Raw genomic sequence first — 17,097 nt, 5'->3', positions numbered from 1 at the left:
ATCCAGTTGAGAAATTCCTTGCCAACTAGGCGACTCCAGACCCCCATGAAGCGGTCGTAGGCGGCCCCATCGCTAAAGCGGATTGGTTCATTAGTCATGGTTATTGAGCTCAAGGTTGCGGTTCGCTCACGCTGGCACTTCGGTAACTGCCAGGAAAGATGACGCCTGATCAATTGCCGAAGGCCACACCAATCAGTTTTACGAGGTTCTTTGCGGACAGCCTGGATCCCGTTGTTCTCGTTTCAACCAACGCAAAGCGCTCTCCAATAATTCAACCGCCGCTTCATCACCAGGGCCATTGGCTTGCAGGGCATGAATAAGAGCAGCTGAGATTTGCTCGCTGGCCCGCCTATGTCTATCGGTTTTTAATTGATGCCAATCACGATCACTTATTTTTAAAAGATCATGTAAGCCCTTGGCAGCTTCCGATAGGTTTAAACGTTGGGTATTAGCTGAAAATTCAGACATGGCAGGGTATTTTGTGGTTAGCAAAATCCTATTAGGTTCAGTGTGATGACAGGAGGGAAAATATTAAAGCCGCTCCGTTGGCTCCATAAACTGACAACTATCAATTTCATACTTTATGATTCAAGTATTATCTCGAAGTATCGAGTAAAAACTCCATTACAAAGGCGTTTCTATCAACGCAAACAATTTTTAAAAATATTTATAAATAACCAGCCATGGCCCACTATGGAAAATGGCAGGTTTTGGAAAGCTATGCGCTGGGGAGGTGCTGGATTCCTAGCGGCGCAAGCCTTGCATTACTTCCTGCCTAGGTGATACGGCTGGTTGAAGATGCTGGGCATTACGGGCGAGATCCTCCTGCAATTGCACTTCATCTCCACTTTCCACGTCGATCACAGTTTGGAGCAAATGCTGAGGTCCACGCTTCCAGGCATTACGCAGTGAACGCCTTAAGCGATCCTCCACCAAAACCAAACGGTCTGCAGCTTCATTAGGGCTCTCACCTGCTTCAATATCAGTGCGCAGGCAAACTCCGAAGCCGTAAGCCTCTATAAGCGCTCTTCCGCCAATTAACACGGTTTGGAAGGTCCAACCTTCTAGCCATCTAACCCGGAATGGGTTGTTCATTAACAGCCTCAGGCACACCACCATTTGAGCGGATTCGGAGAAGCTTTACAAGTTTTTTCCATTTCTTGTTTCGTTTTTATAACCAAAGGGTTGTGGAAAAGATCTCGAGAATGCAGCTTAAGAGCTCCTTTTTAGGGCTTGCTAGCGCACCATATCCTTGTCATAAACCAGGTTTCAGCACTGATCTGGCTAAATCCAGCGTTGTTTAGACGGGTTTCAATTTGATCTCCGATGTAATCCCGGTAGTAAGGCTCATGAAAAACTCTGCGGAAATTTTCCATTACAGGTTGGAATTGAGGGCTATCAGTTAGCTGCACTGAATCGGCCAGGATCAAAACACCACCGGGACGCAATACTCGAAAAGCTTCTGCTATCACAGCCTGGCGGGCTTCAGCAGGTAATTCGTGCAATAGAAATACACAGGTCACAGCATCCAAAGATTGGTCTTTAAAAGGCAGCTCTTCAGCGTTGCCTTGCGTCAATTGAGGTAATTCCCCCGGTTGCTGAGAAAGCCAACGATTTGCCTGGCGCAAATATGCAGTTGAAAGATCTAATCCCACCAACTGTGCTGAACCAAAAGCACCCCTTAATTGCCTGAGGGTGCGACCTGTGCCGCAAGCCACATCCAGAATTTTGATTTGTGTTGCAGGCAAATTTGCCTGTTTGAAGCGCTGAGTTAAGGGCTTTAAAATGCGCCGGCGCATGGCATCTGCTGTGCCGTTAAACAAGATCTCAACTTGAAGGTCGTAGAGCTCAGCAGAGCGATCACTTAAGTAGCCATCGGTTTGGTGGTGGAAATTTTGAAGGTAGTAATTAGGAAAACTGTTGCTATCAATATCCGCAGGTAAATCGTGCACGTCTCGGCGCAAGCGGCGGTCCCAAATTTTTGGTAAATCAAGCCACACCAATGGATAACGCAACATCCAATCAAGCCAGGGGGCGTCAAATAATTGGCTGGTGGGATATAAACCTTGCTCCGCTTCTAACCAATCCCGTTCCAGCAGGTTGTCCATGCTTCTGCGAAGAGCCTGCAGGGTATCTGCCGTTATCGGAACAGTTTCGGCATTTGCCTTAGGGGCCACCAACTCCATCAATTGGGTGCTTATTTGTTTATGGGCAATTCCAAGCAGGCTTTTCCCCTGCTGCATGGTTTGGTAAGCAAGCTTTGTAACTGAATCCGCCATTGGGTTGAAGCTGGTATGCGTTGCTGCCATTCCAGCGGATTAAAGGCTTCGCCGCGAGATTTAGGTAACTGTTTCTCTCAGAATTAGCCTAAAAATGCAGCATTTGCACTGCAAAAGCATTGCAGGTGATAGGTTTTTGCCATTGGTTTTGATGCCGTGCAGGATGCGATCTCGAGTCTGATCGGTCGCTACGACCAGCAGGGTCGTTACTTCGATGGCTCAGCACTTGATCGCCTTGAGAACTACTTCAGCGAATCTGAATTGCGGATAGCTGCGGTTGATCTAATTAACGGCGATGCCGCAGAGATAGTTCGCGAGGCCAGCCAGCGGCTCTGGCTCTCAGATCCAGAACTGTTACTGCCCGGTGGAAACGCATACACCACAAGGCGGTTGTCTGCTTGTTTGAGAGATCTCGATTACTTCCTGCGATATGCCTCATACGCATTAGTTGCAGCGGATTGGCAGGTGCTTGATGAGCGGGTGCTCAACGGCCTAAACGACACTTACAAATCTTTGGGCGTGCCCACTGGCCCTACAGCCAAAGGAATTCTGCTTATGGCTGATGTTTTAACTGAACGTCTAGCAGCGGCTGGCTACAGCTCTTGCTCTTTGGTTAGAGCTCCTTTTGAGCACATGGCGCGGGCGCTCTCGGAAATCAGCCTCAACGGCCTCTGAGCCTTTAGAAGTAATCTCAAACCCAAATTCTTGATTAGTTGCGTGAACGCTTCCCCAATTTCCTCAGTAAATCTGCCCATAAAAGCAAATGTGAGTGCTGCCCATCGCCTGCAGCTAGAACCGATTGCCACTCCCCATCGTTTGCTCCTTGGTCCGGGTCCATCCAATGCCGATCCAAGGGTGCTGGAGGCTATTGCTAGGCCACCGCTAAGCCACCTTGATCCTCTTTACCTGGAACTTATGAATGAAGTTCAGGAGATGTTGCGCTACGTCTGGCAAACAGATAACCGCATAACAATTCCTGTAAGTGGTACTGGCAGTGCTGCTATGGAAGCAACAATTGCTAACACAGTTGAAAAAGGAGACCGTGTTTTGGTGGGGGTAATTGGTTACTTTGGCTTGCGGCTCGTTGATATGTGCAACCGCTATGGAGCAGATGTTGAAGTATTGGAGGTTCCCTGGGGGGAGGCCTTAAGTTTTGAAAGTATCGAGGAAGCAATAATCCGCCATCGGCCAGTACTTTTTGCACTTGTACATGCAGAAACCTCTACAGGTGTTTGCCAACCATTGGATGGTATTGGTGCACTTTGCCGCGAGCATGATTGCTTGCTGGTTCTTGATACTGTTACTTCACTAGGCGCCGTTCCTTTAAAGCTTGATGAAGCTCAAGTTGATTTGGCCTACAGCTGTAGCCAAAAAGGATTGAGTTGCCCGCCTGGCTTAGGCCCCTTCACTATGGGGCCAAGGGCAGAAGCCAAAATCGAACGCCGCAAGGGCAAAGTTCCCAATTGGTATTTAGATATGTCTGGTTTAAAATCCTATTGGGGAAAGGATCGTACATATCACCACACAGCGCCAGTAAATATGAACTTTGGTCTTAGGGAAGCCCTGCGGTTGCTTTGTGAAGAGGGGCTTGAAAATGCATGGGTGAGGCATCGCAATAACAGTGAAAAATTATGGCTTGGCTTGGAGGAATTAGGCCTTGAGCTACATGTACCTCACCCTTTACGCCTTCCCACCCTCACCACTGTTCGAATTCCGGCTGGTGTAGATGGGAAAGCATTTTCATCGCATTTATTAAATAAACATGGGGTTGAAATTGGCAATGGATTGGGCAGCTTGGCTGGAGAGGTTTGGCGCATTGGCTTAATGGGCACCAACAGCAGCGCTAGCAATGTTGATCTGCTGCTAAACCTTCTAGAGCTTGAGTTGCCTGCCTTCCGTTCTGGCCGCGTCGCTGTTTAAACCAGTTCTGAAGCATTAGCTCACATTGATCGCGCAAAACTCCGCCGTACACATCCATATGGTGATGGGCGCTTGCACTGCGGGAGAGGTCCAAACAGCCCCCCAATCCACCTCGCTTTGGATCACTCGCGCCGAACACCACTCGCCCCATTCGTGCTTGCACAAGTGCTCCAGCACACATCGGACAAGGCTCCAAGGTCACGATCAATGTGTGCTGGTTGAAACGCCACTGACCACTGCAGTGGCTTGCTTGCCGCAGGGCAATCAATTCGGCATGGGCGAGGGGATTTTGCTCCCCTTCACGGCGGTTACTGCCCCAACCAATTGCTTTTCCGTTTGGATCGAGCACCACTGCTGCAACAGGCACCTCGCCTGCGTTGCCAGCGATAGTTGCCAGCCGCAACAAGCGTTCCATCCAAATGCTGTTTGGAATATCCATTAAGGATCAGAATGAAGGATCAATGTTCAAATGGCTTGCAAGCCCTATTCCACAACCCAGATGTTGCCACGGGTTCCTTAGGGGAATTGTTGAACCATTCCAGCGCCTTGCTCTGTAAGTGGTTAGCTGATGCGCCAAATCACGGCCCCAGGCCTGGCCTAATTGTGCAACCCCTTGCAGAACCTGATGTTGCCGGCAAGCAAATCGACGAGCTGTGGCGTGATCTTTCTTCTTTAATGGATGGTGCCTATCGGCCCAATCATCCAGGGGCGCTAGCTCACCTGGATCCGCCAGCTCTAAATGTATCTATCTGCGCTGATTTGATTGCTGCTGGCCTTAACAACAACTTATTAGCTGAGGAGCTTTCACCTTCTTTAAGTCGCCTTGAGCGCAGTTTATGCAGCTGGATGGCGCGGCAAATTGGCCTTGGTGCCAATGCATCTGGGGTACCAGCCAGCGGAGGCAGCCTTAGCAATTTGATGGCGCTTACCTGCGCGCGCCGGGCCGCAAATTTGCAGGGTCGTTGTGATGGGGTGGTGCTCACTGGAGCTGGTTCCCATGTTTCCTTAAACAAGGCCTTAGCAGTTATGGGTATGGAGCCAGATTGCCTTTGGCGCTTACCACTTGATCCAGAAGGCCGTTTGTTACCTGCCGTTTTAGCTGATGCCCTCGATCGTGCAAATCAACTTGGCTTACCAATTTTGGCGGTAGTGGCAACAGCAGGTACCACCGTGCAAGGGGTTGTAGATCCTTTGCGACAGATGGCCGCACTGTGCAAAGCGGCAGGGGTATGGCTTCATGTTGATGGTGCGATTGGCGGAATTTGCGCTTTGGTTGATAGCCAGCGCTGGCGAGTGGATGGCATTGAGTTGGCTGATTCAGTTTCTTTAAATCCACAGAAATTACTGGGGGTATCTAAACCTTCATCTTTATTGCTACTACAAGATCCCAATCATTTACGCACCTGTTTTTCCACTGGTTTGCCATATATGGAGCAAGCAACAGCAGACCACGGCGGTGAACTTGGCATTCAGGGTACCCGTGGTGCTGAAGTGCTTAAGTTGTGGATGAGTTTGCAATACCTTGGCCTTGAGGGGATAGAAAAAATACTTGAGGGAGCATTTTTGCGGGCACGTTCGTTACGAAGCTTGCTAGAGCCATTGCCATTGCATTTATTAGCGGGAGATCTTCATCTGCTTAGTTTTAACTCTGCTGCTGCATCAGCAGATGAGCAGATCAATTGGCGTGACCGTTGTCATAAACAATTACTTGAATCGGGTTTCTGGCTTTCAAAACCAGATTGGCGAGATCTTCCTTTGCTAAAGGCTGTGTTAGGGAACCCTTTTACCAGCGCGATGCACCTAGAGCAATTAGCTTCAATTATTAGCAGGTCTTTATGACACAAAAAGAACAAAAAGGCCGTTGGCTAGCAATTACAACCGGGATTATTTCTGTGGCCATTGCCTTGGCGTATCTTCTGTTGGTTTTACTGCTTGATCGAATGGGTCCATTGTTGCCACCACCCCCCGAGGCCCTCGGCGTGGTGGTAATTGCTGCACCTGTTGCTTTAGCGGTTCCACCACTCGTGCAAGGGCATCTTCAAGAAAATGTTTTAGATTTAAATCTCTTTTTTCCAAATCGTATTGTTCACGCACTACAGCAGCAATCCCTCCATCTCCCCAATTTTGTTGTTGCCGAAAATAGCTAATAAAACTGCGTCCTGCCAACCGAGTTAACCAGGCTCCTGTTACCGCCTGAATCGCTTTTGAGGCAAGTAGAGCTGGCAAATTCAGACCCATGGCAGCACTAAGTAAGCCTGCACCTCCTTTAACTAAACCAAGGCTCGCTAAAGTGCGTCCTAAAGAAAGTGCCAATTGCTGCCCTTGAGCCCTTGTTATATTTACGCTATAAATCTGGCCGATTTCAACAACCATTTGGGCATTTACAGCAGCAGTAGCAAGTAAATCAAGGCCGGGTAGTGGTGTTAGGGCGATGGCTCCTGCACCGATCCAGCCGTAGCGATCCACAATTTCTAAAGCATCGCGATAGCGCTGTTTATCTAAGAGATTTTGTGAATCAGTGGAAAGACGGCTACTTTGCAGCAGGATATTATCTGCCAACAAATCCTCCCCTTCATCCCTAAGTAGCTGGGCTAAACGCATTAAAAGCCTTTCAATCTCAGCCTGAGGTTGCAGCGGCTTACGCCCGGGTTGTGGGATGGATTGAGGTGATCCGCTAGCGCTCACTACATCTTCTGTGCGCACTAGGCCGCCACAACGGAGTTGTAATAATTGCAGAAGTCTTTTTTCTTCACTCTCACCGCGAAGATCGCATTTATTTAATACCAATATCAAACGTTTGCCCATTTGAGCTAGAGCTTGCAGAATCTTAAATTCACTAGCACGCAGATCTCCATCAACTACAAAAATCAAAAGATCACCCTGCACCGCTTCGCTGCGAGCCTGCTGTTCACGCTCTAAACCGTCTTGGCCAGATTCCAGGATTCCAGGAGTATCTCGCAACTGGATTGAGCGTTGCAGATCAGGTAAACGCAATAAATAGTTTTGGCTTTCTTTTGTTGATCCCATCGCTGCACCCACAGCGCCGATGCGATCGTTTATTAAGGCTCTTATTAAAGAAGTTTTACCACTGGAACCACTACCAAAAATAACAACAACTAGATCACCTTTTTGCAAGCTGGCCTCCACTTGCCTGCGGCGCTCTAGCAAGGCTTCCCTCGACACGGCATCGCGTAGTTGAGCTAACTGTTGATCAATTGCTTCTAAATTCTGTTTAGCAGCTGCACTACGGGTACCTGCTGCTTTGGGTCGTTGAGCTTGCTTACGGCTGCCTTTTGCTGATAACCAAGGTTGCAGAAGTGGATAACAAGTGAGCACCACTGCAGCTAGCAGCAGCAGCAAAGTGGGCCCTACCAACCAGCCAGGCAACCAATAGCTCAATTGCCAAAGCAAGCTGTTAACCGCTTGAAGCACCACCGATAAAATCACGATGGCAAGCAGCAATCCCACCACCAAAAGCCAAGGGCGTGGTGATTTCATCAGCGGGCTTCAGAATTAGTGCTGCCGCGGCCGGCACTGCGCATGATGTCGCCCCAAAGCTCTGCTGCCACTGCGCTGCTGGCAGCGGTAGGACTGCTGTCGTCGTTGCCAAGCCAAATCCCCATAACCCAATGCCGGCTGGGTTCATAGCCAATAAAAAGAAGATCGCGCCCCTCATTGGTGGTGCCGGTTTTACCCCCCTCGGCCCCACCAAGGGAGGCGGCACTGCCGGTGCCCCCCTGCACTACACCACGCAGCAGGCCCTGCATTAAGCGTGCTTGTTTAGGGCTCATAACGCGGCGGCTATTCGATCTTGTTTGCGCTTGTTGGCGGCATCCTTTGCCTGGATTCAGGCAAGGTTCTGCATCTGTGAGCCTGCGAATTGTGGTGGGCTGTTGCCAGACCCCATCGTTTGCAATAGCTCCGTAGGCGGCAGTCATTTCGATCAAGCTGGTTTCACTTTGTCCCAATACCAATCCAGGCACTGCAGCTAAGGGGGTTGTGATGCCGAGATCCCTTGCTTTTTTAACTACTGCATCCAGTCCATATCGTCTACCTAATCTGAGGGCAGCTGTATTACTACTACTGGCAAATGCTTGAGACAACGCCAAGCTGCCTCCACAACCAGCCGTAAAACTCTGCCCTCCCCAATCAAGTGGAGCGCAGCTGATTGCTGAATCCGGCCGTAAGCCTCTTTCAAGAGCAACCAAATAAGTCATTAATTTGAAAGTGCTGCCGGGTTGCCTCAGGGCTTGGGTAGCGCGGTTGAATTGGCTTGTGTTGTAGTCGCTGCCACCAATCAGGCTAAGAACAGCGCCGCTGCGCGTATCGAGCACCACCACTGCCCCCTGTTTCACACCCCAGCCGTTACCAGGCCTTAGATATTCCCTTAATTTTGCTTCAATTATCTCTTGAAGTACTGGATCGAGATTCGTATCAACAAGGAAATTACCTTCACTCGCCACCTCTGGGCCTAGAAGATTTTCCAAATCTCGATGCACTTGATCTGAATAAAAGGGCGAGGGGCGTCGTTCTCGTGACGCGCAGGCCCTTGGGGCAAGCACCACAGGGGTGCGTCTGGCCCGGCGGATTAAATCGGCTGGTGCCCCACCTTCTGTTGCCATTTTTGTGAGCACACCATTACGAGCACTCAGAGCTTGTTGGGGGAATGCGCAGGGATCGTTGCCATTAGGAGATGGCAGTAAACCCACCAATAAAGCCGCTTGCTCAAGGGAGAGATCTTTAGCGCTTTTATTAAAAAACAATTGAGCAGCATCTTCAAAGCCCCAACCAACACCAAGATAAACTCTATTTAAATAACTTAATAACAAATCGTGTTTACTAAATCGTGCTTCAAGCTGTAGCGCTACCATTAACTCTCTCCACTTACGGCCAAGAGTTTCTCCCTGTCCCACTTGATCTGGATATAAACTTCTAGCTAATTGTTGGGTAAGTGTGCTGCCTCCTTCTAATACTTTTCCCCCCAACATATTTGTAATCAAAGCCCTTGTAGTGCCGATTGGATCGATCCCTGGATGCCACCAAAAACGATTATCTTCACTGGCAAGAAGCGCCTTAATTAAGTGGGGCGAGAAGCTTGTTAATCGAGGTAGTTCATTATGCCCACTGCTATTTGCACTTGAGAGGGGGCGATTGTTACGGTCGTAGAGCACCATCGGCCCTCGCACTGGAGCCAGGCTGCCCCGCACGGCCACAGTAAAAGTGCCAAAGGCCAGCAATAGCAAACTAAAAGCACCGGTAGATAGGGCTGCAGCACTAATAAATTTTAAAAACTTAAGCCGCCATAAATATTGCGTTAGTTGGCGAAATTCAATAATAGGTAATTCGGTTGCAGAGCCCGGACCCAAGTAAATTTGATCCCCATCTCGCAGCTCGATTGCTTTAACTAAACGACCCAGCCAGCTAATACCATTTGTGGAGCCAGCGTCTGTTAATAACCAATTTCCACGCCGTAATTCAAGGATAGCGTGACGCTTAGACACGGCTGGATGGTTTACAACTATCTCTCCATCACTATCGCGTCCGATGCGATAAATTTGGCCATAGAGGTTATAGCAAATTGACTCTTTGCCAAACTGATGCAGCCACAGCTCAGCCGTAATCATTTTTTACTCCTCAAGTTGTGCAGCAGTAAAGAAACAACAGCTAGATTAATAGCAATATCAGCAAAATTAAAAACTGGGAAATTAATAGGCACAAATTCAATAAAATCCACAACAGCCCCCAGCCTCACGCGATCTAAGCCGTTGCCGATAGATCCGCCAAGCAGCCAACCCGCAGCACAAAGTTGAAGAAACTGCCATTTTTTTCCGGCTCGCCACAGCCACAACAGTAGAAATAGTGCAACAGCAAAACTGATCAAACCGAGCCAGGCAGCACCTTGGGGGAAGAGGCTAAAAGCGGCACCATTATTCCAAACCAGGCGAAGATTTACCAAGCCAGGAATAAAAACAACTTTGCTTGATTGAGGTAGCTGGCTTAAAACTAAATGTTTACTCCACTGATCCAGTATTACTACACCAATTGCCAGGCCAATACTGAAGCCTCTTACTTGAAGAAGTTTATTCACCGGTTTACCAGAAGTAAGGGGCGCAGCACCCTCGCCAGAACTCCAACAAAACAACAGAGCAGCAACTGGCCCGGAAGGGGGAGAAGGCTGTAAGTAAGAATTAGTTGGGGCAAGCTAACGCTCCATCTATTAGCCAAACTACCTAATCCCAGATTGAGCAAACCGCAAATTTGAATCGTAAATAGACCTAGCAGTGCTGCCCCGGTAAGGCGCTCTAAACGATCCATTCCCGTTTGTTGCACTAGCCGGCCACAAAGCCAAGCGGCAGGTACAAATCCGGCCAGGTAGCCAAAGGAGGGTTGCTGAAGGTATGCAAGGCCACCACCTTCTTGAAAAACAGGAATAACGCTTAAGCCAAGGCTTATATAAGCCACTGCGGCCAACATTCCCGATCGCGGTCCGCACACCAAAGCCGTTAGCAGCAGCGCCGGCACTTGGGCTGTAACTTGTAAATCTTGAAAAACAAACCCCAATTGGGGATTCCACCAGGGCAAGGCCGGTTGTAACAAACCACCAGTGAGAATAAGGAGTAGCCCCACAAGGGCTCCCCACCAGTTCAAGAGGGCGCGCAAGCTCAACCCAAGCTATTTGCCGCCATCCTGCACCAACCTATCGATCCACACAACTTTGACTGATCCATCAGAAGCTCTTTATCCCGTTGGAAGTTTTGTAAAACTGCAACATCAGCAGCCCTGGCTGAAGACGGCTTCAGTGATGCCAGTGCTGCGGCCTGCTGATCTTGTGGAAATCGCTGAGCAGGGGGAAGTGATGGCAATTCACCCAATGCAGCAAAGGGCGGTCAAGTTTCGCCGAGGTACTTTTCTTTTGGCTGTTAGCTCATTGCAACCTGCCACTGATGCTTCAGGTCATTAAGGGCTGCAGCTGGGCCGCATACACTCAAATTTGGTTTCTGTAGTAAACGTTTAGCAGCCTGCTGCAATTCTGCGGGGCTGATATGTGGCAATTTTTTGAGGCAGAGTTCACTATGGTTTTTGGGCAAGCCATAGCTCAAAAGAGCCGCTAAGCGATCCGCCCTTTGGCTTAGCGTTTCGCAACTCAAGGCTTCTTGTCCTTTTATTTTTGCCACCGCTAAATTCAATTCTGCCGCTGAAATTGGTTGTTCAATCAGCCGCCGCCATTCACCTAAAAAAGCGTTCAGAGCTTCTGGTGCCCGATCTATCCCGCATGAAAGATGCCAGATCATCGGCGAATCTGAACTACGAGTGATTAACTCCGCGCCAATGTCGTAGGCCAGGCCCAATTCTTCGCGCATTACCTGGAACAGGCGACAGCTCATTCCTACCCCAAGGTGTACCTGTAAAATGCGAAGTAAGAGAGCATCAGGATTATGTATCTCAATTGTACGAAAACCAATCATCATTACCACCTGCTCGGTTCTGCAGCGCACAGCAGCAAAATTCTCCAGGGGTTCTGGTATCAATAGCGGACCAGCTTCGATCTTATTTGTCCAGCCTGAGATCCGATTGACACATTGCTCTTGAAGGCTTGATGGTGGATTTCCTGCGAGCACCAAAAGGGCGCTATGAGCAGCGAGTTGCTTTGAAATTTGAATTAATGATTTAGGTTCAATTTTTTCTAGATCATTCCTAGTGCCGATTGGATCATGGCCATAGGGTCCATCGCTAAATAATAGTTGTCGTAATTTTTCATGACAAAGATAAAAAGGATCTTCTCGCATTCTTTGTATTGTTTGCATGTTTAAATCACGTTCTAGATTTACTTGATCCCTTTCGCAACTGGGCATTTCAAGCATATTCAATAATAGTGGTAGCAGAAAGTTAGCATCATCGTTGTTGCATTTCAAAGCAACAACTAGAAAATCATCTCCTGCATCACAGCGCAAATTTGCTCCATAACTCTCCACCTCATTTGCGAAATCTTCGGCATTTAATTCACCACAACCCCGAGTTAATACTCCCGCTAAAAGTTGTTGACGACCCCTCTGGCCCGGTGGATCTACCCTGCTGCCAAATGCCAAAACTAGGCGTGCAACCAATATTGGCGATTCTGGCTGATGCAATAGTTCAACTTGTTTCATAGGAATAGATTTATTCAGGTAAAACTTCAAGTATGCAGGCTTTGCTGAGGTCCCAGTTTTTTGCGAGTGAATGCAATCGATCCTGGTCCCATTGCTTTAACCATTGCAGAGGCGCATCAAGCGGCAACAAACGTTTTTGTAGGCTGGCCTGCCCGAGATGATGGGTTACCTGGCTGATTGCCTCATGGCTAAAGGTGTAGCCATTACCAATTAAGCGCTTAGCGCGCTCTATCTCTTGCAATTCAAAACCCTGCTGAGCTTGGGTTAACAACTTCTCCAATTCTTGCCGCACCTTTGGCAGAGATTCAGGATTGGTAACCGCTTCCAAAATTACCAAACTGCCTCGCTCGAGAGGATGAACCTCCACGTCTATGGATTCCACAAGTTGAAGCTTTTCGCGCAGTACTTTCACAAGCCTTGAAGATCTGCCTTCAGCAAGGGCTGCAGCCCAAAGATCAACCCCCATTAAAGCTTCAGGATCTGCTGCGAAAGGGGCACACCAAGCTATAAGCAAGCGGGCTGATTCAAGCCGCGGCAGGCTCAGATGGTGTTCCCCCGGTTGCCAGTGCATATGCAAGTCATCTGGATTCAAATCAATTAGTGCTGGATCCTGCTCTGCATCAAGTTCAGCGATTGGTCCTGCCGCCAACATTTTCAGCAGTTCATCTGATGCAAAACAGCCCCCCACAGCAACAGCACAATTTGCCGCCTTGTAGTGGCGACTTTGAAACCGTTGCATATCTGCAGGCCCATGATTCAAGAGATCGGAACGCAAACCAATAATTGGTCTGCCATAAGGATGATTTCCGCAGGCCAAATGCAATAAGCGCTGAAAAGCAACCTCCTCGGGTTGGTCTTCACTTTGAGAAAGTTCTTCAAGCACCACAAGCCGTTCCATTTGAAAGGATTCCCTTTCAAGGCCCGGTTGTAAAACCAGTTGTGGCAGCAAATCACATGCCAGGGCAAGCCCTTCAGGCGGAATTACAAGGTGGTATTGCACTTCGTCAAAGCCAGTAGCGGCGTTACTAGAGCCACCTATGGATTCAATTTGCAGGTCAAATGCACCAGGCGGAAGATTTTCATTTCCCTTAAACACCATGTGTTCAAGGAAATGGGCGATACCACTTTCAGTATTTTGTTCCATGGCACTGCCTGCCTGGCACCAAAATTCAATGCAAACCACCGAGGCATCGGCAACTGGTAGGTAGGTAATAGGACAACCGTTCCCAAGGAGATGCTGCTGAGGAGCTGGAAAGCCAAGGGCTGAGTTAGGTAGTGTCAGAGAACGAATAACGCTTGCCACCATCATGGTGCGACCAGGGGCCCTTAGGCTCTTTCGGTCGCGAACAAAATAAATGAATAGCTCTCACCCCCTGGTAGGTCGCATAGCCCAATCCTTGCTGCCTCTTTGGCAGCAGCTACCAAAACTTGAAACCCTTCCCCTAGATCCGGATTTAAAAGAGGTGAGGGGTGAACTTGAAGGCGATAATATGGCAATTAGTAATCAACTATTACGCTGCCGTGGATTGCGAAAGATCCACCTTGAAGTAGCTCATATTGGCAAAAATCTAGATATTCTTCACTGCGTAATGTTTCCAGATCCATGTTTTGATCTGCCATTATTTGGTGCAGATATTGTTGCCGGAAGAGGTGGTATTTCAGCAGCCATTGTGGATTTATCCCCCACCGCACCGCAGTTACCACGCAGCATTGATGAAGCCTTAAATAAAATTGAGAAACATAGATATTCCCAACCCCGTGAGGTGCCTCCATGGGGCAAAATTTTTTCTGCGCAAGTACTATTTGTTCGCCCCACCAATAGCATCGAAGAAGAGTGGTTCTTAAAAGATCTTCTTGCTTTTCACCAGATTTTTCTTAACCACCTGATTCTCAGCGAACCAGACGCTGCAAACCACCCGGACAGCCAGATGCGTTATGAAGCGCAATTAAATTACTGCGAGCAGCAAAGAAGAAACGACAAAACAAGAAGGGTGCTTGAAGCTGCCTTCAACCCACAATGGGCAGACGATTACATTCAGAATCTGCTATTCGACGATCCCCAGCCCCCCGGAGTTTTGTATTATGCCTAAAATAAATCCCAGTTCTAAACCGCCCCGTTTAATATTATGGCTTGCAATTGCTGCAGCTATATTCGGAGCAGTGATTTGGAAGCAGCTAAGCGCTGTAAAGGCTCCGCTCAGCCCTATTGCAGCGAAAAAATCCATTGTTAAACCTCTTGGGGTTACAGCTTTGGGGCGATTATTACCGGCAGGCGATGTGCGCCGCTTGGCTGCACCAAGTGGCGCCATGGGTACGATGCCACGCATCGCTGAATTACACGTAGAGGTTGGGGATAAGGTGGCAGCAGGTACTTTGTTGGCAAGTTTTGATAGCAAGTTAGATAGCCAAGCAGATATTGCTTTTGCCAAGTCAAGCATTAGTACCTTGTTAGAACGACAAAAATTATTGCGACAGGAACTGGCTCGTTATCGAAAATTGCAGCAGCTGGGGGCAACCAGTTTGGAGGGGGTTGAATTGCGGCAACTCAAATTACTTGAAATAGATCAAGAACTTAGAAATGCACAAGCTGAATTAAATCGTCAAAATGTTAAATTACCATTTACGGAACTGCGAGCTCCATTTGCAGGAACAATTTTGCAAGTTCACGCCCGCAGTGGTGAGCGGCCTGGTGCAAGAGGGGTTGTTGACATTGGCCAAAGTAGCGCAATGGAAGCTGAGCTTGAGGTTTATGAAAGTGATATTGATAGGGTAAGAATTGGGCAACTAGCAAAATTGCGTAGTGAGAATGGGGGCTTTTCAGGACAATTGAACGGCAGAGTATTTCGTATAGATCCCCAGGTTCGGCAACGGGAGGTGTTATCAACAGACCCCACCGCAGACACTGATGCGAGAGTTGTAATAGTTAGAATAAGCTTGGATAATAACGACCGCAAAAAAGTGGCGAATCTCTCTGGTTTGAAAGTAATTGGTAATTTAAAACCATGATTTTTGATTCCTATGTTTGTTGATATCTGGCAAAAACGCAGGATTCCACTTGCCTGGTTACTGCTTAGCCGCCAGCCGGTGCGCTTAGCTATTGCCCTTGCAGGAATTGGTTTTGCAGGAATACTAATGTTTATGCAGCTTGGTTTTAGGGATGGATTATTTGATGCCAGCGTAACTATACATCGTTTATTTGATGCTGATTTAGTTCTTGCTAGCCCGCGCTCAATGAGCTCAATAAGTATGGCTGGATTTCCAGAAAGACGCCTTATTCAAACACTGGCTGACCCTGAAGTAAGTGATGTATCACCTGTGCACTGGAATTTTGTACTTTGGCGAAATCCAGAAACTAGAACAACAAGATCAATTTTAGCCCTTGGATTTGAACCGAGCGATCCGCTTTTAATTGATCCAATGGTGCAGCGCCAAGCATCATATTTGCAACAGAAAGGCAGGGTTTTATTCGATGAACGTTCCCGAAGTGAATTTGGTCCAGTGGCGGATTGGTTTCGCAAAGGTAAAACCGTTGATTCAGAAGTTGCTGGTGTGAGTTTGCGAGTGGCAGGGCTTGTGCAGTTGGGCCCCTCGTTTGGCGCGGATGGAAATATGATTGTGAGCCGTGAAACATTTCGCAGCATTATTCCAGGGAGCTCTAAGGGAAGTATCGAGCTTGGTTTGATAAGGCTCAGCGATGGCGCAGATCCTATATTGGTATCAGGGAGATTAAAAAAACAACTACCTAATGATGTAACTATATTTACTAAGAAACAGTTTATTGAATTTGAGAAAAATTATTGGCGCTCTAGCACTGCAATAGGCTTCATATTTTCCCTTGGTGCTGCCATGGGCTTTGTTGTGGGCTGTGTGATTGTTTATCAAATACTTTACGGAGATGTGAGCGATCATTTGCCTGAATATGCAACATTAATGGCTATGGGCTATAAGCTTAAGGATCTTTTATTGGTGGTTGCAAGAGAGGGATTATTACTTGCTTTGATTGGATATCTACCGGCATACGCTGCTGGTGAGTGTCTTTATGCACTTATCAGATCCTCAACAAAGCTTCCTGTTGCAATGGAATTTGATCGTGCTCTTTTGGTATTCAGCATGATTCTTGTGATGTGTTTGGGCTCAGCACTATTGGCGATGCGAAAATTAGCTGATGCAGATCCTGCCGAAATCTTTTAATGGATCTTCAAAACACTGCTCCTTTAATTAATGCCGATGGCCTATGCCATAGCTACGGCAAAGGTGCGATGAGTCGATTGGTATTGGAAAATATTCAGCTACGTCTTAATCCTGGCGAGGTGGTTTTGCTAACAGGTCCGTCAGGTTGCGGCAAAACAACCTTGCTCACATTGATCGGCGCGCTGCGCAGCGTTCAGCAAGGCAATTTAGAGGTGTTGGGAGTTTCATTAAAAGGTGCAAATCGGGAGCAGTGCCGTGGGGTGCGCTCAAATATCGGCATGATTTTTCAAGGCCATAATCTGCTGCGTTGTCTTACCGCTGAGCAAAACGTTCAAATGGGCGCAGACCTGCTCTCCGGTACTAGTTACGGAGCCAGACGCGCTATGGCGAGGGAATGGCTGCGAGCAGTGGGTTTGGGCGACCAACTGAACAAACTCCCCCACGATTTATCCGGGGGCCAGAAGCAACGGGTGGCCATTGCAAGAGCCCTTGCAGCAAAACCAAAATTGCTTCTTGCAGACGAGCCCACCGCCGCATTAGATGGTCGAACTGGTAGGGAA

The 17,097-nt window shown here is 48.2% G+C and carries 18 protein-coding genes; 8 read left to right on the top strand and 10 right to left on the bottom strand.

Annotation, left to right across the window (positions count from 1 at the left end):
- Nucleotides 1-198 precede the first annotated feature (198 nt).
- The 3 genes from KB557_RS03495 to KB557_RS03485 all read right to left on the bottom strand — a co-directional run bounded on the left by KB557_RS03495 (nt 199) and on the right by KB557_RS03485 (nt 2,309).
- On the bottom strand, nt 199-468 hold the full coding sequence (locus tag KB557_RS03495) for a DUF6439 family protein (RefSeq protein ID WP_255131417.1): 270 nt from the start codon (nt 466-468) through the stop codon (nt 199-201).
- 276 nt (nt 469-744) lie between these two features.
- Nucleotides 745-1,095 (bottom strand): copper-binding protein, encoded by a 351-nt coding sequence (locus KB557_RS03490; RefSeq protein ID WP_255131416.1) that lies wholly within the window; start codon nt 1,093-1,095, stop codon nt 745-747.
- A gap of 131 nt (nt 1,096-1,226) precedes the next feature.
- Nucleotides 1,227-2,309, bottom strand: a complete 1,083-nt coding sequence (locus KB557_RS03485; RefSeq protein ID WP_399218599.1) for a methyltransferase domain-containing protein — start codon at nt 2,307-2,309, stop codon at nt 1,227-1,229.
- A gap of 126 nt (nt 2,310-2,435) precedes the next feature.
- Between KB557_RS03485 and KB557_RS03480 the strand changes: the two genes are divergently transcribed.
- Nucleotides 2,436-2,954 carry an allophycocyanin subunit beta gene (locus KB557_RS03480; protein ID WP_255131415.1) on the top strand — a complete coding sequence of 173 codons (519 nt, stop codon included), beginning with the start codon at nt 2,436-2,438 and terminating at the stop codon, nt 2,952-2,954.
- A gap of 90 nt (nt 2,955-3,044) precedes the next feature.
- Complete coding sequence (locus KB557_RS03475; protein ID WP_255131420.1) at nt 3,045-4,199, top strand: alanine--glyoxylate aminotransferase family protein; 1,155 nt, start codon at nt 3,045-3,047, stop codon at nt 4,197-4,199.
- Here the strand turns inward: KB557_RS03475 and KB557_RS03470 are convergent.
- Nucleotides 4,123-4,638, bottom strand: coding sequence for a nucleoside deaminase (locus KB557_RS03470; protein ID WP_255131414.1), 516 nt, complete (start codon nt 4,636-4,638; stop codon nt 4,123-4,125). The genes KB557_RS03475 and KB557_RS03470 overlap by 77 nt on opposite strands.
- Before the next feature lie 11 nt (nt 4,639-4,649).
- Between KB557_RS03470 and KB557_RS03465 the strand changes: the two genes are divergently transcribed.
- The gene (locus KB557_RS03465; protein WP_255131413.1) at nt 4,650-6,038 is read left to right on the top strand and encodes an aminotransferase class V-fold PLP-dependent enzyme; all 1,389 of its coding nucleotides are present in this window, start codon (nt 4,650-4,652) and stop codon (nt 6,036-6,038) included.
- A 45-nt stretch (nt 6,039-6,083) separates the two neighbouring features.
- On the opposite strand, the gene KB557_RS03460 is transcribed toward KB557_RS03465, so the two are convergent.
- The 4 genes from KB557_RS03460 to KB557_RS03445 are packed head-to-tail and all read right to left on the bottom strand — an operon-like array spanning nt 6,084 to nt 10,859.
- Entirely contained in the window at nt 6,084-7,697 is a 1,614-nt protein-coding gene (locus KB557_RS03460) for a YcjF family protein (RefSeq protein ID WP_255131412.1), read from the bottom strand.
- On the bottom strand, nt 7,697-9,823 hold the full coding sequence (locus tag KB557_RS03455; protein WP_255131411.1) for a transglycosylase domain-containing protein: 2,127 nt from the start codon (nt 9,821-9,823) through the stop codon (nt 7,697-7,699). Before KB557_RS03455 ends, KB557_RS03460 begins: the two co-directional genes overlap by 1 nt.
- Nucleotides 9,820-10,287: a signal peptidase II gene (gene lspA / locus KB557_RS03450; RefSeq protein WP_255131410.1), complete on the bottom strand. Its 468-nt coding sequence runs from the start codon at nt 10,285-10,287 to the stop codon at nt 9,820-9,822. The genes KB557_RS03455 and lspA overlap by 4 nt, the downstream gene beginning before the upstream one ends.
- A complete protein-coding gene (locus KB557_RS03445) occupies nt 10,284-10,859 on the bottom strand; it encodes a biotin transporter BioY (RefSeq protein WP_255131418.1) in 576 nt (191 codons plus the stop codon). The genes lspA and KB557_RS03445 overlap by 4 nt, the downstream gene beginning before the upstream one ends.
- 55 nt (nt 10,860-10,914) lie before the next feature.
- Here KB557_RS03445 and KB557_RS03440 point away from each other — a divergent pair, with 55 nt between their 5' ends.
- On the top strand, nt 10,915-11,160 hold the full coding sequence (locus tag KB557_RS03440) for an NAD(P)H dehydrogenase assembly family protein (RefSeq protein ID WP_255131409.1): 246 nt from the start codon (nt 10,915-10,917) through the stop codon (nt 11,158-11,160).
- On the opposite strand, the gene KB557_RS03435 is transcribed toward KB557_RS03440, so the two are convergent.
- Nucleotides 11,120-12,346, bottom strand: a complete 1,227-nt coding sequence (locus KB557_RS03435) for a pitrilysin family protein (RefSeq protein WP_255131407.1) — start codon at nt 12,344-12,346, stop codon at nt 11,120-11,122. The genes KB557_RS03440 and KB557_RS03435 overlap by 41 nt on opposite strands.
- 10 nt (nt 12,347-12,356) lie before the next feature.
- Nucleotides 12,357-13,655: a pitrilysin family protein gene (locus KB557_RS03430; protein ID WP_255131406.1), complete on the bottom strand. Its 1,299-nt coding sequence runs from the start codon at nt 13,653-13,655 to the stop codon at nt 12,357-12,359.
- Between the two features lie 46 nt (nt 13,656-13,701).
- Here KB557_RS03430 and KB557_RS03425 point away from each other — a divergent pair, with 46 nt between their 5' ends.
- The 4 genes from KB557_RS03425 to KB557_RS03410 all read left to right on the top strand — a co-directional run.
- Entirely contained in the window at nt 13,702-14,436 is a 735-nt protein-coding gene (locus KB557_RS03425) for a phycocyanobilin:ferredoxin oxidoreductase (protein ID WP_255131405.1), read from the top strand.
- Nucleotides 14,437-14,506: 70 nt separating this feature from the next.
- On the top strand, nt 14,507-15,352 hold the full coding sequence (locus tag KB557_RS03420) for an efflux RND transporter periplasmic adaptor subunit (protein ID WP_255131404.1): 846 nt from the start codon (nt 14,507-14,509) through the stop codon (nt 15,350-15,352).
- Between the two features lie 12 nt (nt 15,353-15,364).
- Nucleotides 15,365-16,537 carry an ABC transporter permease DevC gene (devC, locus tag KB557_RS03415; RefSeq protein ID WP_255131403.1) on the top strand — a complete coding sequence of 391 codons (1,173 nt, stop codon included), beginning with the start codon at nt 15,365-15,367 and terminating at the stop codon, nt 16,535-16,537.
- On the top strand, nt 16,537-17,097 hold a 561-nt coding region (locus tag KB557_RS03410), incomplete at its 3' end, for an ATP-binding cassette domain-containing protein (protein WP_255131402.1). The genes devC and KB557_RS03410, both read left to right, overlap by 1 nt.

The sequence above is a fragment of the Synechococcus sp. Cruz CV12-2-Slac-r genome (genome assembly GCF_024346075.1).
GTDB lineage: Bacteria > Cyanobacteriota > Cyanobacteriia > PCC-6307 > Cyanobiaceae > Synechococcus_D.
The sequence above is the reverse complement of the archived record's forward strand: the minus strand, read 5'-3'. Positions and strand labels throughout refer to the sequence as shown.